We start from the raw sequence: 24,213 nt of genomic DNA on the forward strand, positions 1-24,213 counted from the left end.
TCCGCCATGACTTCGCGCCCCCGTACCCGCAAGACCGTTGCCAACGTGCAGGAAGAAAGCTCGCTGCTGCGCTGGCTCAAAGAGCGGCACATCACCGAGGTGGAATGCCTGGTGCCGGATATCACCGGCAATGCCCGCGGCAAGATCATCCCGGCCGACAAGTTCCGCCACGATTACGGTACGCGCCTGCCCGAGGGCATTTTCGCCACCACCGTCACGGGTGATTTTCCGGACGACTACTACGAGCTGACCTCGCCGGCGGATGCGGACATGATCCTGCGCCCGGACCCGGACACCGTGCGCATGGTGCCGTGGGCAGCCGATCCCACCGCGCAGATCATCCACGACTGCTATACCAAGAACGGCGAGCCGCACGAACTCGCGCCGCGCAACGTGCTGCGGCGGGTGCTGGCCGGCTATGAAGCGCTGGGGCTCAAGCCGGTGGTGGCGCCGGAGGTGGAATTCTTCCTGGTGCAGAAGAACACCGACCCGGACTTCCCGTTGCTGCCGCCGGCCGGGCGCTCCGGCCGCCCGGAGACGGCCCGCCAGTCGTATTCGATTGACGCGGTCAACGAATTCGATCCCATCCTGGACCTGATGTACGACTACTGCGATGCGTTGAAGCTGGACGTGGATACGCTGATCCACGAATCCGGCGCCGCGCAGCTGGAAGTGAACTTCACCCACGACGACGCGATGTCGCTGGCCGACCAGGTGTTCCTGTTCAAGCGCACCATGCGCGAGGCGGCCATGCGCCACGGCGTGTACGCCACCTTCCTGGCCAAGCCGATGGAAACCGAGCCGGGCAGTGCCATGCATATCCACCAGAGCCTGGTGCGCATGTCCGACGGGGTCAACGTGTTTGCCGGTGTCAGCCCGGGCCAGTACAGCGAGACCTTCGACAACTACCTGGCCGGCCTGCAGAAGTACGTGCCGATGGCGATGGCGTTCTTTGCGCCCAACGTCAATTCCTACCGCCGCCTGGTGTTTGGCGAGGTATCGCCCAGCAATGTGGAGTGGGGCTTCGACAACCGCACCTGCGGCCTGCGCGTGCCCATCGACAGCCTGGAAAACAGTCGCGTGGAAAGCCGCTTTGCCGGCTCCGATGCCAACCCGTACCTGGCCATGGCCGCGACCCTGGCCTGCGGCCTGCTGGGCATCCGCGAGAAACTGCGGCCGACCCAGCCGATCACCGGCAATGCCAAGGAGCTGGGTTACGAATTGCCGCGCTCACTGGGCGAAGCACTGGACGGGCTGGAGGGCTGCGAGCCACTGCAGGAACTGCTGGGCAAGCGTTTCTGCCGCGCCTACATCTCGGTCAAGCGCAAGGAGTACGAGACCTTCTTCCGGGTGATCAGCTCGTGGGAGCGTGAGTTCCTGCTGCTCAACGTCTGAGCACTCGCCGCCGCGCCGAAATGTCCGGGATATCGGCAGGAGCGCCCTTGGGCGCGAAGCCGATGACCCCCGCCAGCGCCATACAGCCGGTACCACTGCTGGCCTCGCGCCCAAGGGCGCTCCTACAGACAGGTCAAACCCGTAGGAGCGCCTTCAGGCGCGAAGCCGGCAAACCATCCGCATGCCAGCTTCACCACGCCGCCCAATACGCTGGTTTCGCGCCTGAAGGCGCTCCTACGGGGCATCGATTGGCGCGATGCCTTCCGCAGATGGGACAATACGCCACCCGCCGGCCTCGCCGGTTCCCCCACATCGCTCCCGCATCCCACTGGAGAACCCATGAATCTGCGCATCCTGACCGCCGGCATCGCCATTTCCCTGCTTGCTGCCTGTGGCGGCAAGGACGAGGGTGGCAAGACGCCCGAAGGCGGCGAGGCCAAGGTCCTCAACGTCTACAACTACTCGGACTACATCGCCGAAGACACCATCCCGAACTTCGAGAAGGCGACCAGCATCAAGGTCACCTACGACGTGTTCGACAGCGATGAAATGGTCGAGACCAAGCTGCTGACCGGCAACAGTGGTTACGACATCGTGGTGCCGACGCTGAACTTCTTCGGCCGTCAGATCCAGGCCGGTGTGTTCCTGCCGCTGGACAAGAGCAAGATCCCGAACCTGGCCAACCTGGACCCGGCGGTGATGGCGCGTATTGCCGGGCAGGACCCGGAGAACAAGTACGGCGTGCCGTACATGATCGGCACCACCGGCATCGGCTACAACGTGGCCAAGCTCAAGGAGCGTTTTGGTGGCAGCACCGATATCGCCAACAGCTGGGACCTGGTGTTCAAGCCGGAAAACATCGCCAAGATGAAGGACTGCGGCGTGACCATTCTGGACACCCCGGCCGACATGATTCCGATTGCACTGCATTACCTGGGCGAAGACCCGCACAGCGGCGACCCGGCCGTGCTGCAGAAGGCCGCCGATCTGCTCAAGTCGATCCGCCCGTATGTGCAGAACTTCCACTCCTCGCAGTACGTGGGTTCGCTGGCCAATGGCAGCACCTGCCTGGTGGTGGGCTGGTCGGGTGACATCATCCAGGCCCGCGACCGCGCCGAGGAAGCCAAGAACGGCGTGGAAGTGGCCTATTCGATCCCGAAGGAAGGCGCCCCGCAGTGGTTTGACATGCTGGCCATTCCGAAGGATGCCAAGCACCCGGAGAACGCCTATGCGTTCATCAACTACCTGCTGGAGCCGCAGGTGGCCGCCAACAACACCAACGTGACCCACTACGCCAACCCGGTGACACCGGCGACCCCGCTGGTGGATGCGGCCATCCGTGACGACAAGACCATCTACCCGTCCGCTGAAACGTCGGCCAAGATGTTCACCTATGCGATCAACACCCCGGAGACGGACAAGCTGTACACCCGTCTGTGGACCGAGGTGAAGACGGGCCGTTGATGGGTTGCGGGGCTGTTGCTCAAAAGCAGCCCTCACCCCAACCCCTCTCCCGCTTCGCAGGAGAGGGGCTTCAGAGCAAAGCCATGCTCGACGACTCCCTTCTCCCGCTGGCGGGAGAAGGGCATTCAGAGCAAAGCCATGCTTGACAGCTCCCTTCTCCCGCGACGCGGGAGAAGGTGCGCGGAGGGCGGATGAGGGGAAGCCCTCAACGGTTCGCCTCCACCGCGCGTGGCGACGCGTTCTTCATCGTCACGGCTGGTGGACGTCTGAGGCGCCCCTCACCCCAACCCCTCTCCCGCTTCGCAGGAGAGGGGCTATGAGATCACCGCCATGCGCCGGGCCTCCTTGCTCAACAAGGGGGCTTTCTTGTTTCAGGCCTGGCAGGCAGGGACATCTGCCTTCACCCCGCGTCCCGCGCGCGGTGGTTACTGTCCCGGCATGGTCAACCGCCATATCCGGCGGTGTCGTCTGCAAAACTCGGGGGCTACACTACGCCAGTTTTCCTACCGCCTGCTCCCGGAGCCCTGCATGCCCGTTGAAGCCAAGCCAGACACCAGGACCGATGCCATCGCCCTGAACAGCGAGCCCGGCTATCTGTCCATCCGCGATCTGCGCAAGGAGTTCGATGGCTTCGTCGCCGTCGATGACGTCAACCTGGATGTACGCAAGGGCGAGATTTTTGCCCTGCTGGGTGGCTCGGGCAGCGGCAAATCCACCTTGCTGCGTTGCCTGGCCGGCTTCGAGACGCCCACCAAAGGGACGATCCTGCTCGACGGCCAGCCGATCACCGCGCTGCCGCCGTACGAGCGGCCGATCAACATGATGTTCCAGTCCTATGCGCTGTTCCCGCACATGACGGTGGAGCAGAACATCGCCTTCGGCCTGAAGCAGGACGGCATGGCGAAGGATGCGATCACCCGTCGCGTCGGCGAGATGCTGGAACTGGTGCAACTGCAGAAGCTGGGCAAGCGTAAACCGCATCAATTGTCCGGCGGCCAGCAGCAGCGTGTGGCGCTGGCGCGTTCGCTGGCCAAGGGGCCCAAGCTGCTGCTGCTGGATGAGCCGATGGGCGCGCTGGACAAGAAGCTGCGCTCGAAGATGCAGCTGGAGCTGGTCAACATCATCGAGCAGTTGGGCGTCACCTGCGTCATGGTCACCCATGACCAGGAAGAAGCCATGACCATGGCCACCCGCATCGCGGTGATGGACCAGGGCTGGATCCAGCAGATCGGCAAGCCCGACGACATCTACGAGCAGCCGGCCAACCGTTTCGTGGCCGGGTTCATCGGCTCGGTCAACCTGTTCGAGGGTGTGATCGACGAAGATCTGCCCGAATACGTCACCGTGCGCACTGCCGACTTTCCGGCGCCGATCTACGTCGGCCACGGCATCACCGGCTACGAAGGCCAGCCGGTGGCGTTCGCGCTGCGTCCGGAGAAGGTGCACATCGCCAAGGAAGAGCCGGAAGGCGACACCAACAAGGCCTTCGGCGTGGTCGAGGACATTGCCTACTTCGGCAGCCATTCGGTCTACCACGTGCGCCTGCCCAGCGGCGCCAAGATCCTCTCCAACTTCGCCAACATGAAGCGCTGGGATAGCGACGGCATCACCTGGAACGATGAAGTCTGGGTGTCCTGGGACGACAACGACGGCGTGGTGCTGACCTCATGAGCGCGACCGCCCCCAACACAGGCGGTTGGCGGCGCTGGCTGCCGGGGACCCGCGCCGGCGTGATCGGCGTGCCCTACCTGTGGCTGCTGCTGTTCTTCGCCATCCCGTTCCTGATCGTGCTGAAGATCTCGTTCTCGAAGATGGCCGTGGCGATGCCGCCGTATACGTCCATCGTCGCGTACGTGGACAACGCGTTTTCGGTGAACCTCAACCTGGGCAACTACGCGGCGCTGTTCACCGACAGCCAGTACGTGGTCGCCTACCTGAGCTCGATCAAGATCGCGGTCATCTCGACCTTGCTGACGCTGTTGATCGGCTACCCGATGGCCTATGTGATTTCGCGCATGTCGCCGTCGGCGCGGAACATCGCGATGATGCTGGTGGTGCTGCCGTCGTGGACCTCGTTCCTGATCCGCGTCTATGCGTGGATCGGCATCCTCGACAGCAATGGCCTGATCAACCGCACGCTGATGGACCTGGGGCTGATCGAGCAGCCGCTGCGCATGCTCTACACCCCGTTCGCGGCCTATGTCGGCATTGTCTACTGCTACCTGCCGTTCATGGTGCTGCCGCTGTACGCCAACCTGGTCAAACTCGACAACCGCCTGCTGGAAGCCGCTTACGACCTGGGCGCGCGGCCGTGGCAGGCCTTCCTCAAGATCACCTTGCCGCTGTCGCGCAGCGGCATCATTGCCGGCTGCATGCTGGTGATGATTCCGGCGGTGGGCGAGTTCGTGATCCCGGAAATGCTCGGCGGCCCGGACACCTTGATGATCGGCCGCGTGCTGTGGGGCGAGTTCTTCAACAACCGTGACTGGCCGCTGGCTTCGGCGGTGGCGATCGTGATGCTGCTGTTGCTGCTGGTGCCGATCATCATCTTCAACCGTTCCCAGCAGCGTGAGCTGGAAGGGAAGCTGGCATGAGCATGCCCCGGCGTAGTTCCTGGTTGGGTTGGGGCGTGCTGCTGCTCGGCTTCGCCTTCCTGTACCTGCCGATCCTGTTGCTGATGGTGTACTCGTTCAACTCCTCGCGGTTGGCGACAGTGTGGGCGGGCTTCTCCACGCAGTGGTACGGCGAACTGTTCCGCGACCGCCAGTTGCTGCAGGCGGCGTGGATCAGCATCAAGATCGCGTTCTGGACAGCCACTGCTGCGATGGTGATCGGCACCATGGCGGCGATGGCGATGACCCGCTTCAAGCGCTTCCCCAGCAAAACCCTTTTTGGTGCGCTGGTGACGGCGCCGCTGGTGATGCCGGAGGTGATCATCGGCCTGTCGATCCTGCTGATGCTGGTGTCGATGGGCGGCCTGTTCGGCCTGCCGTCCAAGGGCGTTGTGGCGATCTGGATCGCGCACGTCACCTTCACCATTTCCTTCGTGACGGTGGTGGTGTCCTCGCGCCTGCAGGAACTGGACCGCTCGCTGGAAGAGGCGGCCATGGACCTGGGTGCAAACCGGCTCAAGGTGTTCTTCCTGATCACCTTGCCGATCATCTTCCCGGCGCTGGTGTCCGGCTGGTTGCTGGCCTTCACCTTGTCGCTGGATGACGTGGTGATTGCCAGCTTCGTCGCCGGGCCCAGCTCGACCACCTTGCCGATGAAGATATTTGCCTCGGTGCGCATGGGCGTGAGCCCGAAGATCAACGCACTGGCAACGCTGATGGTGCTGGCGGTGTCGCTGGTGGCGGTGATCGGCTGGTGGATATCCGCGCGCTCGGAGAAGCGCCGGCAGCGCGACATGCAGCTGGCCCTGCAGGAGAACGGGTGAGCGCCGCTGGTGTGGCCGGTGCTCGCGGAAGATCGATTCGGTCGTGCCGAGCCATGCTCGGCAGGGCTTTCCCGGTAAGGCTCCAGCCGAGCATGGCTCGGCGCTACAGAAGCGTGTGGCGCGGTTTACCTGCGCGCAACATTCGCGGCGCTACCATTCCTGCATTCGTTGAATGCAGGTGATTCCATGGCGTCGTACCAGACAATCAATCCTTTCAATGGCCAGGCCGTGCGCACGGTCGAGCTGATGAGCGCGGCGGCTGTCGAGCAGCGCCTGGCCGCAGCCGAAGCCGCCTTCCCGGCATGGTCGGCCTTGTCACTGGAGCAGCGCGGCAATCATCTGCGCAAGATGGCGGCGGGCCTGCGCGAACGGCGCGATGACATCCAGCGGACCATGACCGCCGAGATGGGCAAGCTGCGGCGTGAAGCCCTGGCTGAGATCGAAAAGAGTGCCGCTGCCTGCGAGTACTACGCCGAGCACGCCGCCGGCTACCTCAAGCCGCAGCTGATCGCCACCGAGGCGCAGCGCAGTTACGTGGTCTACCAGCCCATTGGCTGCGTGTTGGCGGTGATGCCGTGGAATTTCCCACTCTGGCAGGTGATTCGTTTCCTCGCGCCGGGGCTGATGGCGGGCAATGTGGCACTGCTCAAGCACGCCAGTAACGTCCCCGGTTGTGCTGATTTGCTGCGTGAAGTGGCGGCGGCTGCAGGTATTCCGGACGGCGTGTTCGACGTGCTGCATATCGACAACGACCAGGCCGCCGAGGTGCTGCGTGACCGCAGGGTCAAAGCGGTCACCCTGACCGGCAGCGAGCGGGCAGGGCGTTCCATCGCCGCCAATGCCGGCGACCAGTTGAAGAAGTGCGTGATGGAACTGGGCGGCAGCGATGCCTTCGTGGTGCTGGAGGATGCCGATCTTGAGCTGGCCGTTGCCGCAGCGGTGAAATCACGCTTCGACAATGCCGGCCAGACCTGCATCGCCGCCAAGCGCTTTGTGCTGGTGGAGTCCATTGCCGATGCCTTCGTGCAGCGCTTTGTCGAGGCGGCCAAGGCGCGCGTGTACGGCGATCCGCAGGACGATGCCAGCACGCTGGCGCCGATGGCGCGCGCTGACCTGCGCGATGAACTGCATCGACAGGTACAGGACAGCATCACCAAGGGCGCCAGGGTGTTGCTGGGTTGCGAACCGATTGTCGGGAGCAATGCCGGTTATCCGGCCTCCATTCTCGATCACGTCATGCCGGGCATGCCGGCTTACGAGCAGGAATTGTTCGGGCCGGTGGCGGCGATTCTGCGGGTGAAAGACGAAGCCGAAGCCGTACGCGTGGCCAACGACACCAGTTTCGGCCTCGGCGGCAGTGTGTGGAGCCGCGTTGCCGAACGTGGTGAGCGCGTTGCCGCCCAGCTGCAATGTGGCGCGGCCTTCGTCAACGCGGTGGTCAAGAGCGACGCGCGTCTGCCCTTCGGCGGCACCAAGCGTTCCGGCTTCGGCCGCGAACTGGCCGAGCACGGCATCCATGAGTTCATGAACATCAAGACCATCTACGTGGCCTGACGCTGGAAGGGTTTCTGCGCCCTCCCTTTCGCCGCAGGCGAAGGGGAGGGTTGAGGAGGGGTTGGTTTTACCATCGCCGCCAGCCCATCAGCTTCGCGGCTGAAGCCGCTCCTACAACCAGCCGGGCATTTGCAGCCGTAGGAGCGACCTTGGTCGCGAAGCCGGCGTCGTTGCCGGCAACGGAACACCTGCAATTGCAGATTGCAGGCGGCCACGCCGAAACATTCCCAGCTTCGCGGCTGAAGCCGCTCCTGCAACCAGCCGGGCATTTGCAGCGGTAGGAGCGACCTTGGTCGCGAAGCTAAGGCTGTTGCCGGCAACTGAACACCTGCAATTGCAGATTGCAGGCGGCCACGCCGAAACATTCCCAGCTTCGCGGCTGAAGCCGCTCCTACAGCCAGCCTGAGCGCTTGAACAGGCGGTACAGCACCACGCATACCGCGCCGACGCCAAGCATCAACAGCGGATACGCAAAGCGGCCGGCCAGTTCGGGCATGTGCGCGAAGTTCATGCCGTACCAGCTGGTGACCAAGGTCGGCGCGGCCAACAATGCGGCCCATGCGCCGAGCTGTTTGACCGTCTCGCCCTGCGCCAGCGTTACCAGCGACAGGTTCACGCTCAGTGCGGTGCCCAGCATTTCGCGCAGGGTGTCGATGGCGTCGTTGACGCGTGCGGCGTGGTCCTGCACGTCGCGCAGGTACAGCCGCACTTCCTCGCTGATCAACTGCGCCTGGCTGCGCTGCAGTTGTGCCAGTGCATCCTGCAACGGTGCCACCGCCAGCCGCATCTTGTTGAGCTCGCGCTTGAGCTCGTACAGGCGGATGACCGTGCGGCGCTTGTAGGTGTCGGCAAAGATGTCTTTTTCCAGCGTGTCCAGCGTGTCGCGGAAGCTGTCGGTGATGGGCGAGTAGTTGTCCACCACCGAATCAAGGATGGAGTACAGGCAGAACGACGGGCCCATGGCCAGCAACTCCGGCTCCTGCTCCAGCCGGGCACGCACCGGCGCGTAGGACAGCGACGCGCCATGGCGCACGGTCAGCAGAAAGCGTGGGCCGAGGAAGGCATGGGTTTCGCCGTAGCGGATGCGCTCGTCCACTACCTGTGCGGTATGCACGACCACGAACAACGAGTTGCCGTAGGTTTCGATCTTGGGCCGCTGGTGTGCCTTGCGTGTGTCCTCGATCGCCAGCGGATGCAGATCAAATTCTTCCTGCACCTTGTCCAGGACGTCGTCGCCTGGCTCGTACAGGCCGACCCAGGCGAAACCCTTGGCACCGCTCTGCAGCATGTCGCTGATGCTGTCCAGGTCCAGTGCGCGGGGCTTGCCGTCTTCGTCGTACCAGGTGCAGCTGATGACACAGGCGGGGTTGCGGGGCAGGGATGACGTAGTGGATTCCATGCCCGGCATCGTGCCTCAGCGCGGCCGGGCCGCCAAGCTACGCTTTGCCAATACCACCGCCAATGCCAGATGGATGGGCAGCAGCAACACGATCCACTGCGTATTGAACTGTGCCTGCAGCGACAGCCAGTGCACCGGCAGGGAGACTGCTGCCAGGACGGTCACCAGCCACAGCACGGCGTTGAACCAGCGCCGTGGCGAACGCCCGCGCAGCAAGGTCCAGGCGCCGGGAATGAGCAGCAGCGCCAGTGGGTTGAGCAGCAGCAGGTTGCGGTTGGCCCAGGCGGCGTGGTGCTCGCTGAAGCCCCACAGATAGGCGAGCAAGGCCCCGGCGACGCCGCAGAACAGCCAGAACGGCAATGCGAACGCGGCGATCAGCCGTGGACGACGGCGCGCGGCGATGAGCGCAGCGGCAACCGCCAGGCCGACCAGCAGCCAGGGCCACCAGCGGCGCAGCTGTTCCCTGGGTTCCGGCGCCAACCGCTGCGGCAGCATCACCTGTTCGGCCTGTACCAGCGGCCGACCTTCGCTGTTGCGTGCTTCACGCAGGCTGTCGGCCAGGCGCATCGGCACGAAGGCTTCTTCCCAGCGCGACAGCGGCTGGTCGGCATTGGGGCCAAGGCCAAGGTCAAAACCCAGCCACATCCACGGCGAGGGGGAGGCCAGGCGCACCGATTCACTGCGGTAGGTATTGCCGCGTGAGCGGCCGGCCAGTTGTGACTGCAGGCCGCCGCCCATGGCCTGGTCCAGCGCGTCGCGCACCATCGTGGCGCAGTTGGCGGTGAAGTAGTCGTAGCGGTAACGCGCGTTCTCCGGCTTGGCCCGCTCGGCCAGGCCGTCGGCCAGCGCACGCGCCTGTGCTTGCGGCAGGTCCAGCCACTGGATGCTGGCACCACGGCCGGCGTCGCTGTACTGGGCCAGGTCCTGCTCCAGTGGCAGCGCCACCAGGTAGTACATCATCCGCCCGCGCACGAAGTTGCCGATGAAATCCGGCTCGGACGGATCAAAGAAGCCAAAGTTGTAGGAGGTGGCCTGGCCCGTCAGCGGGTCGGCCACCACCAGCGCATCGTGGCCGAAGCGCTCGAAGAACACCTCGCCCGGTTGCATCGTCACCACGCCGATGCGCGGCGCGGGGGCCTGCGCATCGGCGGGGAGGGATTGTGCGGCCGCCATGCCGGCGTTCAGCAGCAGAAACAGCAATGCGAACGCGGGCAGCAGCCACCGCGGCAACCGGAAGGTGATCAAGCGTCGTCCTGGCTTTCAGGGGGGAGCACGGTGACGTGGAAGGCCTGCACGCGGCGCGCGTCGGCACGTGCCACGCGGAACACGAAGCGGTCCAGCGTCAGCTCGTCGCCGTTTTCCGGCAGGTGGCCAATGGCCTCGGTGACCAGACCGCCGATGGTGTCGTAGTCGTCATCGGAGAAATCAGCGCCAAAACGCTCGTTGAAATCGCCGATGGTGGTCAGTGCGTCCACCACGTAGCGGCCATCGGCCAGGATGGCGATCTGCGCGGTGTGGTCCTCGGTCTCGTCGTGCTCGTCGTCGATGTCGCCGACGATCTGCTCCAGTACGTCCTCGATGGTGACCACGCCGGCAACGCCGCCGTATTCGTCCACCACAATGGCCATGTGGTTGCGCGAGAGCCGGAACTCCTTGAGCAGCACGTTGAGCTTCTTGGACTCGGGGATCAGCACCGCCGGACGCAACAGCTCGCGGATGGTGGCATGGGTGTTGTCGGCCACCACGCCGCGCAGCAGGTCCTTGGCCAGCAGGATGCCGAGCACGTCATCCTTGTTCTCGCCATGCACCGGGAAGCGCGAATGGCCGGATTCGACCACCTGCTTCATCAGTTCCAGGAAGGGGGATTCCACCTGCAGCGACACCATGTGCGAGCGCGGCACCATCACGTCGCCGACGGTCAACTCGGCCACCGAAATGGCGCCTTCCATCATGCGCAGGGTGTCGGCGGCGATGAGGCCATCCTGCTGTGCGGTCTGCAGGATCGTCACCAGCTCGTCGCGGGTGTGGGGTTCGCTGGAGAACGCCGAACTCAGGCGCTCCAGCCAGCTGCGTTTCTTCTCGCCGTTTTCCGGCGAGGTACTACTGTCGTCTTCAGACATCTCTTGGTTTGACGGCACCCGGCGAGCCGGGCGGTGCCGTGAAGTCTAGCAGGATGTTTGCCGCCATCCGTTCAACCGGCCGGCGTGTCGTCGCTGGTCGTGGGGCCCCCGGCGGGCTCCTGCGCCGGGGCGGTGGCCGGGTTGGGCGGGGCTTCGCCTTCGGCCGGCTGGTCTAGGCTGTAGGTGCAGCCGGCCAGGGTCTTGCCCGGGTGTGATTTGACGTTGGACACGCTCAGGATCACCGACTCGATCAGCGCCTCGCCGGTTCTGGCATCAATGACATCGCGGCTGACCAGCTCGCGCCCGGCCATGAACTTTTCCGGTGCGTCGTAGCCGACTTCCAGTTCCAGCTCCTTGGCCAGCGGCCGTGGGTCGGGCATGTCGAACAGGGCAACGATGGTGCCGCCGGCCATGGCGATGTGCTCGGCGCGGCGTCCGAACACGGTGACCGGCGTGTTCAGCATGTACTCGTTCATGAACAGGTTGCCCTGTGGCAGTGGCCGCCAGCCCAGGGAAACGGCCTTGAGCGGGTCTGCGGCAATCGGCGCCAGCGCGGCGAACTCGCTGACGCTCTGCCGGCACTCCATCAGTGCGGCCAGGTCGATGTCCTGGGCCTGGGCGGTGCCACCGAGGGCGAACAACAGGGGCAGGAGAGAAGTCGGGCGCACAGGCAATCAGCGTGGGTGGGATGTGGCCGCCAATGATAACGGCCAGTGTCAGGCTCAGCGCGGGGAGTGCGGATTCTGCCGCGTGCTGAAGCAGCGTTGCAGCAGTTGGCTCAGGCCGGACAGGAACGCCAGTACAACCACGGCCGCCAAACCCCAGTGCACCAGTGCCAGCAAGCTCTCCAGCCAACGCAGGGAAGGGTGTTCGATCCAGGGCTGCATGGCTTCGTGCAGCCGGGGTGCGAGCAGCAGGAACGCCAGGCTGAGTACGATCAGCAGGCGCATGGCGCTGGACGAGGTGTGGAAGAAACCAAGCGAGGAAACCGGACGCGAGAGCAACCGGAATGCAAGCCAGCGCCAGGCGATGGGGCCGGTGAGCAGCATGGCGAACCCTGAGCCCATGAGCACGGCCATATGCGTGCCCGTCGTTGCCGGGCGATGCAGTTGTGCAGCGTGCGAAGCCAGCAGCCACCACACCGTGACGCAGGTAGCCAGGGCAATGAGGAACACCACGGTTGCAGTGATGCAGACGACCTCGCCGCGCGGCGTGTCGAGCCGCTTTTTCAGTGCGTCGCGGACCGGGGGCATCAGCGCGACTGCCAGCACTGCGATGCCGCCCAGGGCGATTGCAGCGCCCAGGGTGAAACCGGGCGGAGCAGGGGAAAGAAGGCCGGCGCTCACCAGTGCGAGCAGGACGAATGCCAGAAGGTACAGCGTCCGCTTTGGAAAGGCGTTTGACTGCATGGTCTGTTCCTGTCCTTGCTGGCGGACGACTCTAGCAGGCTTTGGCCGTGCTCCCGTTATGCAGCGCGCCGGCAGCATGTTGCCGGCAAAAACAGAGTGGAACTCAACGCTCGCCCGCGTAAGGGTCGGCGATGCCCAGCTCAGCCAGGATTTCGCGTTCCAGCTGCTCCATCGCCTCGGCTTCCTTGTCGTCCTCGTGGTCCCAGCCCAGCAGGTGCAGCACGCCATGCACGGTGAGGTGGGCGTAATGGGCGTTGAGCGTCTTGGCCTGTTCTTCGGCCTCGCGTTCAACCACTGGCGCGCAGATCACCAGGTCGCCCAGCAGCGGGAACTTCACGCCCTTGGGCAGGCCTTCGGGCAGTTCGGCCGGAAAGCTGAGCACATTGGTGGCGTAGTCCTTGCCGCGGTAATGGCGGTTGAGCGACTGGCCCTCCTTGGCATCGACCACGCGGATGGCCAAGTCGGCCTCGCGGATGCGCCCCTTGAGCGCGGCGGCCACCCATTTGCGGAAGCTCACCGCCGCCGGCAGGCCGGCACGGGGAAGGGCGTAGCTCACGGCTACATCAAGACGGGTGGGGCCCTTGGTCATGGCAGGTTCCAGCAGTTCAGGCATACAGAAGGGCACAGTATCGCGCGCAAGGCGCTTTACCGCGACTTCCATTCGTCGGCGCTGTAGCTGATTTCGACAACGTCGGCCGTTGTACGCCATTGCGCGATGCCGGCCTGCTCAGCCGATGCATGGCAGTTCTGGTTCTGGTGCTGCCGGCTTTGCCGGACCAGCTCCACCGCAGCCTGCTTGGGTGTGTCGCCCACGTTCAGATGGAGGGTGGCGTCAGCGCATTCACCCACGTTGGCCACCTGCAGGGCGGGGATCAAAGTGCGCGCGGCAAGGTCGGTCAGACGGTCAAACGCTTCCTGATCGATGCGCTCCTGTGCGGCGGAGGCGCGCAGCTTGAAGTAGTAAAGCTGCTTGTAGAAAAGATAGCCGCTGGAATACATGGGCCAGTCGCGGGGTTGCAGATTGAAGCGCATCTGCAGCTTGTACCCGTCGATCCGCTCGGCATCGGCAATGGCCTTCAGCACGGCGGCATCGGTGTCGTTGGCCGGGACGCTGTCGTTGGATGCTGCGGCAGACAACGGGAACGGACTGTCGTGCAGTTCCTGCAGCTGCGTGTAGATGTTATGTTCGACGGCCTGGCTGATGTCGTAACGGAAGCCCTTCATGCCGTCGGCCACGGCAGATGCCGGATCCAGGCGTCCGGCAGGGTAGACGTAGACATCGAAGCGGATTTCCTGGTGCCCTTGAGCGCATAGCGAAAGCCCGCGCCGGAGTACTTCTGGTTGGCGTCGTAGTTGGCGGCCTCCAGCTCGAAATCGCCCACCTGTTTCGGTGCGATCAGGTAGCTGGTTTCGATGTACGGGCGTGCTTCCGCAGCCGGGGCTTTCTTCGCGGCGACGGCAGGAACGCTCGTCGCCAGCACCAATGCGGCAAGAGACAGCGGCAGATATGGCCGGAGCATGGCACCTCCTGTGCGGGCGGGTGCCGGGAGTGTAAGCCTTACTCGGCGCCGGGTTTGACCTGCTGCAGGTCGCGCCGGTCGTAGGCGTTGACGATGCGCGCCACCAGCGGGTGGCGGACCACGTCGCGGGCTTCGAAGAAGGTGAAGCTCACGCCGTCGACATCACGCAGCACCTCGATGGCGTCGCGCAGGCCGGATTTGACGTGCTTGGGCAGGTCGGTCTGGGTCAGGTCGCCGGTCACCACGGCCGTGGAGCCGAAGCCCAGGCGGGTCAGGAACATCTTCATCTGTTCGATGGTGGTGTTCTGTGCCTCGTCCAGGATCACGAAGGCATCGTTGAGCGTGCGCCCGCGCATGTAGGCCAGTGGCGCGATTTCGATGACGTTCTTTTCCAGCAGCTTGGCGACCTTTTCCACGCCCATCATTTCGTACAGGGCGTCGTACAGCGGGCGCAGGTAGGGGTCGACCTTCTGGGTCAGGTCGCCGGGCAGGAAGCCGAGCTTCTCGCCGGCCTCCACCGCCGGGCGCACCAGAATCAGGCGCTGCACGCGGGATTCGTTCAAGGCTTCCACTGCCATCGCCACGGCCAGGAAGGTCTTGCCGGTACCGGCCGGGCCGATGCCGAAATTGATGTCATGGGTGGCAATCTGGTGCAGGTACTTGGCCTGGTTGGCGCCACGGCCACGCACCGTGCCGCGCTTGACCTTGATCGCGATTTCCTGGGCTTCGTAGGCGTGATCGACCACCTGCTCGACATTGGCCTGGCTCAGCCGCAGGTGGATGCCGTGGTTATCGAACACGGCGTCGGCAGCTTCCGAATACAGCGCCTTCAGCAGCTTTTCGGCCTCGGCGGCGGTCCTGCCCGGTCCGCTGACCCGGAACACATGCCCGCGGTTGGCGATCTCCACGCCCAGCTTGAGCTCGATCTGGCGCAGGTGTTCGTCAAACGGCCCGGCCAGGTTGGCCAGGCGTTCGTTGTCGATGGGGTCGAGGGTGAAATCGCGGTGAGTGATTGCAGTCATGCCCCTGAACATGGTGGCGATGGCCGGGACATCAAGGCCGCCGCGCATCGCTGGGACGGCCGCTTGCCCGGACGACGGGTGGCGGCCAGGCACTGCGTCGGCGGCAGTGCATTTGATGGCGCTTGAAATTTAATTAACTGTTGAATTAAATGACACCATGAAGCGAATTCCTCCAACGGGCCCGGGTGGTACGGGCGCACCGAAGGCGCCGTCAGCTGAAACGGCGCCGGCCACCCGCAAGCCGCGCAAGCGGACGCCCGGGCGGCGATCCACGCGCGACGCGGCCGATCTGCGCGCCCAGTTGCTCGATGCGGCGCTGGCCTGTTTTGTCGCCCAGGGCATCGCGGGCACATCGCTGCGTGACATCGCGCGTCGCGCCGGGGTGACACCGGCGCTGGTCCACTACTACTTCGGCGACAAACTCCGGCTGCAGCAGGCGGTGGTCGAGGAACGCCTGTGGCCGGTGATGGTGCAGGTGCATGCCGGGGTGTTGAATGCGGGGGATGACATCGGGGTGCTGATCACAGCTTTCACCGAGGGCTTGGTGCAGGCCGTGGCGGCGCATCCGTGGCTGCCGACACTGTGGGTGCGGGAAATCCTCAGCGAGGGCGGCGCGCTGCGTACGCTGATGATTGAGCGGGTCGGCCCGGTGCTGCCGCGGGTGCTGGCCGAGCGCTTCACTGCCGCACAACAGCGTGGGCAGTTGAATCCGCAGCTCGATCCACGATTGATGGTGGTGTCGCTGGTGGGCCTGACGATGTTTCCGTTGGCCAGTGCGCCGATCTGGCAGCAGTTGTTTGGTGCCGGCGAGCTGGGCGGTGATGAGATTCGGCGGCATGCGCTGGCACTGTTGACGCACGGATTGGAGCTGAAGTCATGAATGATCGACGCATTCCTCTTGTGGCTTTGCTGGTGCTGTCGCTGGCGGCCTGCTCGCGTGAAGCGCCGCAGGCGCTGGGCACGCTGGAATGGGACCGGGTCACGCTGCCGGCCCCGGCGTCGGAAAAAATCGTGCAGATCGACGTACGCGAAGGGCAGCAGGTCGCTGCGGGTGCAACGTTGATGCAACTGGAACAGGCCTATGGCCGTTCGCAGCTGGACGCCCTGCAGGCGCAGGCGGCGCAAAGCGGCGCGGCGCTGACCGAACTGCATAACGGGCCGCGCAGCGAAGACATCGCCCAGGCCCGCGCCGCACTGGCGGCAGCGCAGGCGCAGGCGCGCGAATCACAGGCGTACTACGCGCGATTGCAGCCCCTGGGCACCCGGCAACTGGTTGCGGCATCGGAGTTGGACCGCGCCCGCGCGGCTGCGCAGAGCGCACAGGCCGACGTTCGCCGCAGCGAGGCGGCTCTGGCTGAACTCTTGCACGGCAGCCGTGTGGAACAGGTGGCACAAGGCGAAGCCGCATTGGCGTCTGCACAGGCCAACGTGAGCACCCAGACGGTTCTGCTGGACAAGCTGACGCTGACCGCGCCGCGCGCCGGCCGGGTGGACAGCCTTCCCTACAAGCTGGGCGACCAGCCCGCAGTCGGGGCGCCGTTGGTGGTGCTGCTGGTGGGCGAGGCGCCGTACGCGCGCGTTTACCTGCCGCAGGCGCTGCGCAATCGCCTGAAAGTCGGCGATGCCCTGCAGGTGCAACTGGAAGGGCAGCCTGCCGCACAGGTCTATCAGGGGCAGGTGCGGATGATCCGCAGCGAGCCGGTGTTCACACCGTACTTCGCGTTGACCGGGCAGGACGCCGAGCGCCTGAGCTATCTGGCCGAGATCCGCCTGGGCAAGGACGCTGCCGGGTTGCCGGTGGGGGCGCCGTTGAAGGTGCTGGCCGATGCCGGGCAGTGAGCGCACAACTGTGGCGAGCCGCGCAGACGACCTGGCGATCCGCGCCCGTGGCGTGAGCCGGCAATTCGGTGCGCTGAAGGCGGTGGACCATCTCGACCTGGACGTGCCGCGCCGGCAGGTCTATGGCTTCCTCGGCCCGAACGGCTCGGGCAAGTCCACCACCATCCGCATGCTGTGTGGCCTGCTCACCCCGACAGCCGGCGAGATTGAAGTGCTGGGCCTGCGGATTCCACAACAGGCCGAGGCACTGCGCAGCCGCATCGGCTACATGACGCAGAAGTTCTCCCTGTTTGAAGACCTGAGCGTGCGCGAGAACCTCGAATTCCTGGCGTCGGTTTACGACATGCCGCGCGCTCGTGCACGCCAGCGCATTGATGAGCTGGTCGAGCAATACCACTTCCAGGATCGCCAGAAGCAACTGGCCGGCACCATGAGCGGCGGGCAGAAGCAGCGGTTGGCGCTGGCGGCAGCGGTCATCCACCAGCCGGAGCTGCTGTTCCTGGACGAACCGACCAGCGCGGTGGATCCGGAGTCGCGCCGTGATTTCTGGGAGAAATTGTTCGAGCTGGCCGATGCCGGCACCACCTTGCTGGTATCCACGCATTACATGGACGAGGCCGAGCGCTGCCACCGCATCGCCATTCTGGATCATGGCGTGCTGGTGGCCGATGGCACGCCGGCCGAGCTGACCGGCAAGCTGGCCGGGCGCACGCTGGTGGTGGAGGCGGCGCAGCCGCGCCAGGCCGCGCGCGCGTTGTCGGCGTGCAGCGGCGTGATCAGCGTGGCGCAGATCGGCAACAGCCTGCGCGTGCTGCTGGACGACGTTGATGGGGGCAGTGCGCTGACCGATGCGCTGCGCAGTGCGGGCATCCCGGCGCAGGTCCATTCGCAGCCCGCCAGCCTGGAGGATGTATTCGTCGCCGCCACCCGCAACCGGCCGGCGGAGGAGGGCGCATGAAGCTGCGGCGCTTGTTGGGTGTAATGGTCAAGGAGCTGCGGCAGATGCGGCGCGACCGCATCACGCTGGCGATGATCATCGGCATCCCGGTGATGCAGCTGCTGCTGTTCGGCTACGCCATCAACACCAATCTACGCGACCTGTCGGCCGGTTTCGCTGATCAGGCGCGCACCTCGGCCTCGCGCACGCTGGCGCGTGACATTGTCGCCAGCGGCGTGGTCGCGCCGGTGCTGGAAGCAGAAACGCCGCAACAACTGGTCGAGGCGATGCGTCGCGGGCAGATCAGCATCGGCATCGTCATTCCACCGGATTACGAGCAGCGCCGTGTCGAAGGCCGCGAGGCCCTGCAGATTCTGGTCGATGGCAGCGACAACGCGGTGCAGAGCGCAGCGGCGCAGCTGGCGCGGATGCCGCTCGACGGTGCCGGCTTCAGTCCGCTGGCAAGCGGCGCGATCAGCGTGGTGGCCTTCTACAACCCGCAGCGCAGCTCGGCGGTCAACATCGTGCCAGGGCTCGTCGGGGTCATTCTGACCATGACCATGGTGTTGTTCACGGCAGTGGCCATCGTGCGCGAACGCGAGCGCGGCAACATGGAGCTGCTGATTGCCACGCCGGTCACCAGCGCCGAGCTGATGGTCGGCAAGGTCATCCCGTATGTGGTCATCGGGCTGGTGCAGACCAGCATGGTGCTGGCCCTGGGCACCTGGTTGTTCCATGTGCCGGTGGGCGGCGCACTGCTGGATGTGTTCATCGCCGCCGGCTTGTTGATTGTCGCCAACCTGGCGCTGGGCCTGCTGATATCGACCGGCGCGCGTTCGCAGTTCCAGGCCATGCAGATGACCTTCTTCATCTTCCTGCCGTCGATCCTGCTGTCAGGTTTCATGTTTCCGTTCGCCGGCATGCCGCGCGCGGTGCAATGGCTGGCCGAGGTGCTGCCGCTGACCCATTTCCTGCGCCTGATCCGCGGGGTGATGCTGCGCGGGGCCAGCCTGTGGGAACTGTGGCCGGATGCCCTGGCGCTGCTGGCCTTCAGCGCGGTGATGATGAGCGGGGCGATCCTGCGCTTCCGCAAGCGGCTGGACTGAGCGATATCTGCGGCGAAGTTCTCCACAACCGATGTGGATGCGAACGCGACGAAGCTGTGGATATCCTGCGACAACCCTTGTGCCGCAAGGCCTCCGACGCTTTGGTCAAAAAACTGCCATGGTCTCGCTGGTTGTCCACATCCGGTGTGGATCGAATCTGCATGAAGGTGTGGATAACCGCGCGCAGCCCAGTGCTGGCAAGGCTTTCGTCAGTGTGGTGAAAATATGACCGGCCGCATCCCGTAGGAGCGCCCTCGGGCGCGAAACTGCCCATGCCGCCGGCGCGGAAGGAAGCCGCGCCCACCTCAAAACACCTTCATGTCGCCAGCTTCGCGCCCGAGGGCGCTCCTATGTGGCGATGCGTTCGTGCACGCCGGGACGCAATCCCCGTGTGCACGAACGCCATGTGTTTCCCGGGGAAGCATCGCGCCCCGGTTTCTGGAGGCCTCAGTCGGGGGTGACGACCCGGCCCCGCAGCGAGTTGCTCAGCGCTTCGGTGATGAGCACGTCCACGAACTGGCCAACCAGGCGCGGATTACCCGCAAAGTTCACCGAGCGCATGTTCTCGGTCTTGCCAGTCAGCTCGTTCGGGTCCTTGCGCGAGGGGCCCTCGACCAGCACCGACTGCACGCTGCCCACCATCGACTGCGAGATGCCGGCGGCGTGCGTGTTGATGTGCGCCTGCAGGCGCGACAGGCGCGCATGCTTCTCGGCGTCGCTGATGGTGTCTTCCAGGTCGGCGGCCGGTGTGCCCGGGCGGCGCGAGTAGATGAAGGAGAAGCTCTGGTCGAAACCGACGTCCTCGATCAGCTTCATGGTCTTCTCGAAATCGGCATCGGTTTCGCCGGGGAAGCCGACGATGAAGTCCGAGCTGATCGAGATGTCCGGGCGCACCGCGCGCAGCTTGCGGATCTTGGCCTTGAACTCCAGCGCGGTGTAGCCGCGCTTCATCGCGCTGAGGATGCGGTCGCTGCCGGCCTGCACCGGCAGGTGCAGGTAGTTGGCCAGCTGTGGCACGTCGCGGTAGGCGTCGATCAGCGAGTCGCTGAACTCCAGCGGGTGCGAGGTGGTGAAGCGGATGCGGCCGATGCCGTCGATCTCGGCCAGGGTGCGGATCAGCAGGCCCAGGTCGGCAATCTCACCATCGCCGTAGGGGCCTCGGTAGGCGTTGACGTTCTGGCCAAGCAGGTTGATCTCGCGCACGCCCTGCGCGGCCAGCTGCGCGCATTCCACCACCACGTCCTCGAACGGGCGGCTGACCTCGGTGCCACGGGTGTAGGGCACCACGCAGAACGAGCAGTATTTGGAGCAGCCTTCCATGATCGACACGAAGGCCGACGGGCCCTCGGCACGCGGCTCGGGCAGGCGGTCGAACTTCTCGATCTCCGGGAAGCTGATGTCCACCTGCGGCTTGTTCTGCTCGCGGCGGGCGCGGATCAGCTCCGGCAGGCGGTGCAGGGTCTGCGGGCCGAACACCAGGTCCACGTAGGGCGCACGCTTGACGATGGCTTCGCCTTCCTGCGAGGCCACGCAGCCACCGACACCGATGATGACGTCGCGGCCACCGGCCTTGAGTGCCTTCCAGCGGCCGAGCTGGCTGAACACCTTCTCCTGCGCCTTCTCGCGGATGGAGCAGGTGTTGACCAGCACCACATCGGCTTCTTCGGGGTTGTCGGTCAGCTCCAGGCCTTCGGAAGCAGCCAGCACGTCGGCCATCTTGGCCGAGTCGTACTCGTTCATCTGGCAACCGTGAGTCTTGATGTAGAGCTTGCCGCGCACGCCGCCGGCAACCGTCGGCCGCTGGCCGGGCAGGGGAATCAATTCAGAAGTGGTCATTTCAACGGGCGGCGCGGCAGAGCCGGCCGTGATCGGCAAGGGAGAGGCTGGCGTCCCGGGCATGGTGCTTATTCCAGACGGGTGGGCGGGCAGGCGGCCTGGGGCCGCGATGAAGCGGGCTATTGTATCGGCCGGGGACGGTCAGCGGCGAAACGGCTGCGTCAAATACTTGGCAAGCCCCGGGGAAGCTGGGAGACTCCCGCCCATGAAGGGGATTTTGGGGATCACCGGCATTCTTGCTGCTGCATTGGTCGCTCTGCCGGCCAGTGCCGGCACGCTGTACAAGTGCATTGGCAGCGACGGGATTCCGAATTACGTCAACAAGCGCGTCAGTGGCGCCAGCTGCAGCGTGGTCAGCAGCTATCGGCCTTCCCGCGAGGCGCCGCGTCGCGCACCGGCAGCGCCGACGCCGGTGCCTGCGGTCACCCCGGTCGCTTCCGAGGCCAACCGCACTGCCGTCGCAGCCGCAAGCACGTCGCCTGCACTTGCACCGACTCCGGCACCGGCAGCCCCGGTTGGCCGCGCGCAGCGGGTGGTCAGCGGGCAGGTCTACTCTTATATGAAGGACGGCGTGCGTCACTACACCAGCGCCCGCCCAGCCCAGGTGGCCAGCATCGGTCACGTCCGCACCATCAACTACAGCTACATCGAGCGCTGCTTTGCCTGCGGCGTGCAATCGAACGTGAACTTCGGCACGGTGCGCCTGAACATGCAGGCCTACAACAGCGAGATCGCCGCTGCCGCGCGCGAGTTCGGGGTCGAGGAGGCCGTGGTGCGCGCCATCATCCATGCCGAATCCGCGTTCAATCCCACCGCACTCAGCCGGGCCGGGGCGCAGGGGTTGATGCAGTTGATGCCAGCCACCGCGCGCCGCTTCGGTGTGACCGATTCCTACGATGCCGGCCAGAACATCCGCGGTGGCGTGCAGTACCTGTCCTGGTTGCTGCGGCGCTTCAACGGTGACCTGACCCTGGCTGCGGCCGGTTACAACGCAGGCGAGGGCGCGGTGGACCGCCATGGCGGCGTGCCTCCCTACAGGGAGACCCAGTACTACGTCAGGCGGGTGGCGCAGTTGGCCGACCGCTACCGCGGTGAGCTGGCCTCACGGCAGTGATTGGTGCATTCCTGTTGCAACAGGCCGTGACAAATCGCACGGACTGGTGTTTGATCGCGTTGTGCGGCCGTTAAGCGGTCCGCTACACTCGCGAACGATTCGTTTCAGAGCGGGCTGGCCCCCACCAGACTGCTGGCAGCCTCAAGCTACCTAATCAATATCGGAGTGCCGGATGGCAAACGATGGGGTAAACGATCCAGTCAATACCGGACGTAGGCGGTTTTTGACGGCGACCACGGCCGTGGTCGGAGCAGTTGGCGTTGGCTTTGCTGCTGTACCTTTCATCAAATCGTGGAATCCCAGCGCACGGGCCAAACTGGCCGGTGCCCCGGTGACCGCCGACATCAGTGCCCTGCAGGAAGGCCAACGGCTGATCCTGGAGTGGCGTGGCCAGCCCATCTGGATCGTCAAACGTTCCAAGGCCATCCTCGATGCGCTGCCCACCCTGGACGGCCGCTTGAAGGACCCGAAGTCCGGCAACACCGACCAGCAGCCGGAATACGTGCTCAAGGCCAACCCCGAGTACCGCTCGATCAAGCCGGACATCTCGGTACTGGTCGGCCTGTGTACGCACCTGGGCTGCTCGCCGGAAATGGTTGCCGAAATCCGCCCCGAGCCTTACGACGCGCAGTGGAAAGGCGGCTATTTCTGCCCCTGCCACAAGTCGCGTTTCGACATGTCCGGGCGCGTGTTCCAGGACGTTCCGGCGCCAATCAACCTGCTGGTGCCACCGCACCATTACACGGATGACAACACCATCGTCATCGGCGTCGATCCGCAGGGGGCTGCCTGAGCATGGCCAACATTCTCGTTCGTACCGCCACCGGCGTCGCCAACTGGGTCAATGAGCGTGCCCCCGGCCTGATGCCGGTGTACCGCAAGCATGTCAGCGAGTACTACGCGCCGAAGAATTTCAACTTCTGGTACTACTTCGGCTCGCTGGCGATGGTGATTCTGGTCAACCAGATCCTCACCGGCATCTTCCTGACGATGCACTTCAAGCCCAGCGCCGCCGAGGCCTTCGCCTCGGTCGAGTACATCATGCGCGACGTGGAGTGGGGCTGGCTGATCCGCTACATGCACAGCACGGGCGCCTCGCTGTTCTTCATCGTGGTGTATCTGCACATGTTCCGGGGGCTGCTGTACGGCAGCTACAAAAAGCCGCGTGAGCTGGTGTGGATACTCGGCATGCTGATCTACCTGGTGCTGATGGCCGAAGCCTTCATGGGCTATGTGCTGCCGTGGGGCCAGATGTCGTTCTGGGGTGCCAAGGTCATCATCTCGCTGTTCGGCGCCATTCCGGTGATCGGCAATGGCCTGACCGAGTGGATCATGGGTGACTACCTGCCCGGCGACGCCACGCTCAACCGCTTCTTCGCCCTGCATGTCATCGCCCTGCCGCTGGTGCTGTTGCTGCTGGTGGTGCTGCACCTGGGGGCGCTGCACGAGGTGGGCTCCAACAACCCCGATGGAGTGGAAATTAAGAAGGGGCCAAAGGGTAACCGCTGGTCGTCGAATGCACCGGCCGATGGCATCCCGTTCCACCCGTATTACACGGTCAAGGATCTGGTCGGCGTCGGCTTCCTGCTCACGCTTGCCGCGTTCATCATTTTCTTTGCGCCGGGCTTCGGTGGCCTGTTCCTGGAACACGACAATTTCACCGAGGCCAATCGCCTGGTGACGCCGGAGCACATCAAGCCGGTCTGGTATTACACGCCGTACTACGCAATGTTGCGCGTGGTGCCCAACAAGCTGGGAGGCGTGCTGGTGATGTTCTCGGCCATCGCCATCCTGTTCCTGGTGCCGTGGCTGGACAAGGCCAAGGTCAAGTCGGTCCGCTACCGTGGCCCGATCACCAAGGTGATGCTGGGCGTGCTGGTGGTGTGCTTCGTGTGGCTGGGTGTTATTGGCTCCGGCCCGGGTACGGCGATCTGGGAAACCTGGGTGGGCCGCGTGCTGACCTTCCTGTACTTCGCCTTCTTCATCACCATGCCGCTATGGACCAAACTCGACCGCAGCAAGCCGGTACCGGAACGGGTGACGACGCATGACTGACAAATGG

The 24,213-nt window shown here is 64.8% G+C and carries 23 protein-coding genes; 13 read left to right on the top strand and 10 right to left on the bottom strand.

From position 1 onward, the window contains the following. Positions 1-6 precede the first annotated feature (6 nt). The 6 genes from ACVOLO_RS03825 to ACVOLO_RS03850 all read left to right on the top strand — a co-directional run bounded on the left by ACVOLO_RS03825 (position 7) and on the right by ACVOLO_RS03850 (position 7,849). On the top strand, positions 7-1,395 hold the full coding sequence (locus tag ACVOLO_RS03825; protein ID WP_481568955.1) for a glutamine synthetase family protein: 1,389 nt from the start codon (positions 7-9) through the stop codon (positions 1,393-1,395). Positions 1,396-1,734: 339 nt separating this feature from the next. Next, positions 1,735-2,859 (top strand): polyamine ABC transporter substrate-binding protein, encoded by a 1,125-nt coding sequence (locus tag ACVOLO_RS03830; RefSeq protein WP_481568956.1) that lies wholly within the window; start codon positions 1,735-1,737, stop codon positions 2,857-2,859. 528 nt (positions 2,860-3,387) lie between these two features. After that, the gene (locus ACVOLO_RS03835; RefSeq protein ID WP_481568957.1) at positions 3,388-4,530 is read left to right on the top strand and encodes an ABC transporter ATP-binding protein; all 1,143 of its coding nucleotides are present in this window, start codon (positions 3,388-3,390) and stop codon (positions 4,528-4,530) included. After that, entirely contained in the window at positions 4,527-5,453 is a 927-nt protein-coding gene (locus ACVOLO_RS03840; RefSeq protein WP_481568958.1) for an ABC transporter permease subunit, read from the top strand. Before ACVOLO_RS03835 ends, ACVOLO_RS03840 begins: the two co-directional genes overlap by 4 nt. Continuing rightward, positions 5,450-6,295 carry an ABC transporter permease subunit gene (locus ACVOLO_RS03845; protein WP_481568959.1) on the top strand — a complete coding sequence of 282 codons (846 nt, stop codon included), beginning with the start codon at positions 5,450-5,452 and terminating at the stop codon, positions 6,293-6,295. Before ACVOLO_RS03840 ends, ACVOLO_RS03845 begins: the two co-directional genes overlap by 4 nt. A 186-nt stretch (positions 6,296-6,481) precedes the next feature. Continuing rightward, positions 6,482-7,849, top strand: coding sequence for an NAD-dependent succinate-semialdehyde dehydrogenase (locus tag ACVOLO_RS03850; RefSeq protein WP_481568960.1), 1,368 nt, complete (start codon positions 6,482-6,484; stop codon positions 7,847-7,849). Positions 7,850-8,240: 391 nt separating this feature from the next. On the opposite strand, the gene ACVOLO_RS03855 is transcribed toward ACVOLO_RS03850, so the two are convergent. From ACVOLO_RS03855 to ACVOLO_RS03895, 9 genes are all read right to left on the bottom strand, one after another. Beyond that, positions 8,241-9,248 (bottom strand): magnesium and cobalt transport protein CorA, encoded by a 1,008-nt coding sequence (locus tag ACVOLO_RS03855; RefSeq protein WP_481568961.1) that lies wholly within the window; start codon positions 9,246-9,248, stop codon positions 8,241-8,243. A 15-nt stretch (positions 9,249-9,263) separates the two neighbouring features. Further along, a complete protein-coding gene (locus ACVOLO_RS03860) occupies positions 9,264-10,421 on the bottom strand; it encodes a lipoprotein N-acyltransferase Lnb domain-containing protein (RefSeq protein WP_481569033.1) in 1,158 nt (385 codons plus the stop codon). A gap of 68 nt (positions 10,422-10,489) precedes the next feature. Continuing rightward, on the bottom strand, positions 10,490-11,368 hold the full coding sequence (locus ACVOLO_RS03865; protein ID WP_481568962.1) for an HlyC/CorC family transporter: 879 nt from the start codon (positions 11,366-11,368) through the stop codon (positions 10,490-10,492). A gap of 71 nt (positions 11,369-11,439) precedes the next feature. Further along, complete coding sequence (locus ACVOLO_RS03870) at positions 11,440-12,042, bottom strand: hypothetical protein (RefSeq protein WP_481568963.1); 603 nt, start codon at positions 12,040-12,042, stop codon at positions 11,440-11,442. A 48-nt stretch (positions 12,043-12,090) separates the two neighbouring features. Beyond that, positions 12,091-12,777 carry a hypothetical protein gene (locus ACVOLO_RS03875; RefSeq protein WP_481568964.1) on the bottom strand — a complete coding sequence of 229 codons (687 nt, stop codon included), beginning with the start codon at positions 12,775-12,777 and terminating at the stop codon, positions 12,091-12,093. Between the two features lie 103 nt (positions 12,778-12,880). Then, entirely contained in the window at positions 12,881-13,366 is a 486-nt protein-coding gene (ybeY, locus tag ACVOLO_RS03880; RefSeq protein WP_481568965.1) for an rRNA maturation RNase YbeY, read from the bottom strand. A gap of 56 nt (positions 13,367-13,422) precedes the next feature. Beyond that, a complete protein-coding gene (locus tag ACVOLO_RS03885; protein ID WP_481568966.1) occupies positions 13,423-14,013 on the bottom strand; it encodes a hypothetical protein in 591 nt (196 codons plus the stop codon). After that, on the bottom strand, positions 13,998-14,297 hold the full coding sequence (locus ACVOLO_RS03890) for a hypothetical protein (RefSeq protein WP_481568967.1): 300 nt from the start codon (positions 14,295-14,297) through the stop codon (positions 13,998-14,000). The genes ACVOLO_RS03885 and ACVOLO_RS03890 overlap by 16 nt, the downstream gene beginning before the upstream one ends. 38 nt (positions 14,298-14,335) lie before the next feature. Then, entirely contained in the window at positions 14,336-15,319 is a 984-nt protein-coding gene (locus tag ACVOLO_RS03895) for a PhoH family protein (RefSeq protein ID WP_481568968.1), read from the bottom strand. Positions 15,320-15,476: 157 nt separating this feature from the next. Between ACVOLO_RS03895 and ACVOLO_RS03900 the strand changes: the two genes are divergently transcribed. The 4 genes from ACVOLO_RS03900 to ACVOLO_RS03915 are packed head-to-tail and all read left to right on the top strand — an operon-like array spanning position 15,477 to position 19,201. Beyond that, positions 15,477-16,199, top strand: a complete 723-nt coding sequence (locus tag ACVOLO_RS03900) for a TetR/AcrR family transcriptional regulator (RefSeq protein WP_481568969.1) — start codon at positions 15,477-15,479, stop codon at positions 16,197-16,199. Further along, positions 16,196-17,158, top strand: coding sequence for an HlyD family secretion protein (locus tag ACVOLO_RS03905; RefSeq protein ID WP_481568970.1), 963 nt, complete (start codon positions 16,196-16,198; stop codon positions 17,156-17,158). The genes ACVOLO_RS03900 and ACVOLO_RS03905 overlap by 4 nt, the downstream gene beginning before the upstream one ends. Before the next feature lie 37 nt (positions 17,159-17,195). Beyond that, positions 17,196-18,116: an ABC transporter ATP-binding protein gene (locus tag ACVOLO_RS03910; protein ID WP_481569034.1), complete on the top strand. Its 921-nt coding sequence runs from the start codon at positions 17,196-17,198 to the stop codon at positions 18,114-18,116. Next, on the top strand, positions 18,113-19,201 hold the full coding sequence (locus ACVOLO_RS03915; protein ID WP_481568971.1) for an ABC transporter permease: 1,089 nt from the start codon (positions 18,113-18,115) through the stop codon (positions 19,199-19,201). Before ACVOLO_RS03910 ends, ACVOLO_RS03915 begins: the two co-directional genes overlap by 4 nt. 447 nt (positions 19,202-19,648) lie before the next feature. Here the strand turns inward: ACVOLO_RS03915 and miaB are convergent, their stop codons facing one another. After that, positions 19,649-21,100 (bottom strand): tRNA (N6-isopentenyl adenosine(37)-C2)-methylthiotransferase MiaB, encoded by a 1,452-nt coding sequence (miaB, locus tag ACVOLO_RS03920; protein ID WP_481568972.1) that lies wholly within the window; start codon positions 21,098-21,100, stop codon positions 19,649-19,651. A gap of 142 nt (positions 21,101-21,242) precedes the next feature. On the opposite strand from miaB, the gene ACVOLO_RS03925 reads away from it, so the two are divergent. The 3 genes from ACVOLO_RS03925 (at position 21,243) to ACVOLO_RS03935 (ending at position 24,206) form a co-directional block, all read left to right on the top strand. Further along, entirely contained in the window at positions 21,243-22,151 is a 909-nt protein-coding gene (locus tag ACVOLO_RS03925) for a lytic transglycosylase domain-containing protein (RefSeq protein WP_481568973.1), read from the top strand. A gap of 172 nt (positions 22,152-22,323) precedes the next feature. Further along, positions 22,324-22,944, top strand: coding sequence for a ubiquinol-cytochrome c reductase iron-sulfur subunit (gene petA / locus ACVOLO_RS03930; RefSeq protein ID WP_481568974.1), 621 nt, complete (start codon positions 22,324-22,326; stop codon positions 22,942-22,944). Positions 22,945-22,946: 2 nt separating this feature from the next. Next, positions 22,947-24,206 (top strand): cytochrome b, encoded by a 1,260-nt coding sequence (locus ACVOLO_RS03935; protein WP_481568975.1) that lies wholly within the window; start codon positions 22,947-22,949, stop codon positions 24,204-24,206. Positions 24,207-24,213 lie beyond the last annotated feature (7 nt).

The organism is Stenotrophomonas sp. STEN056 (genome assembly GCF_056759635.1).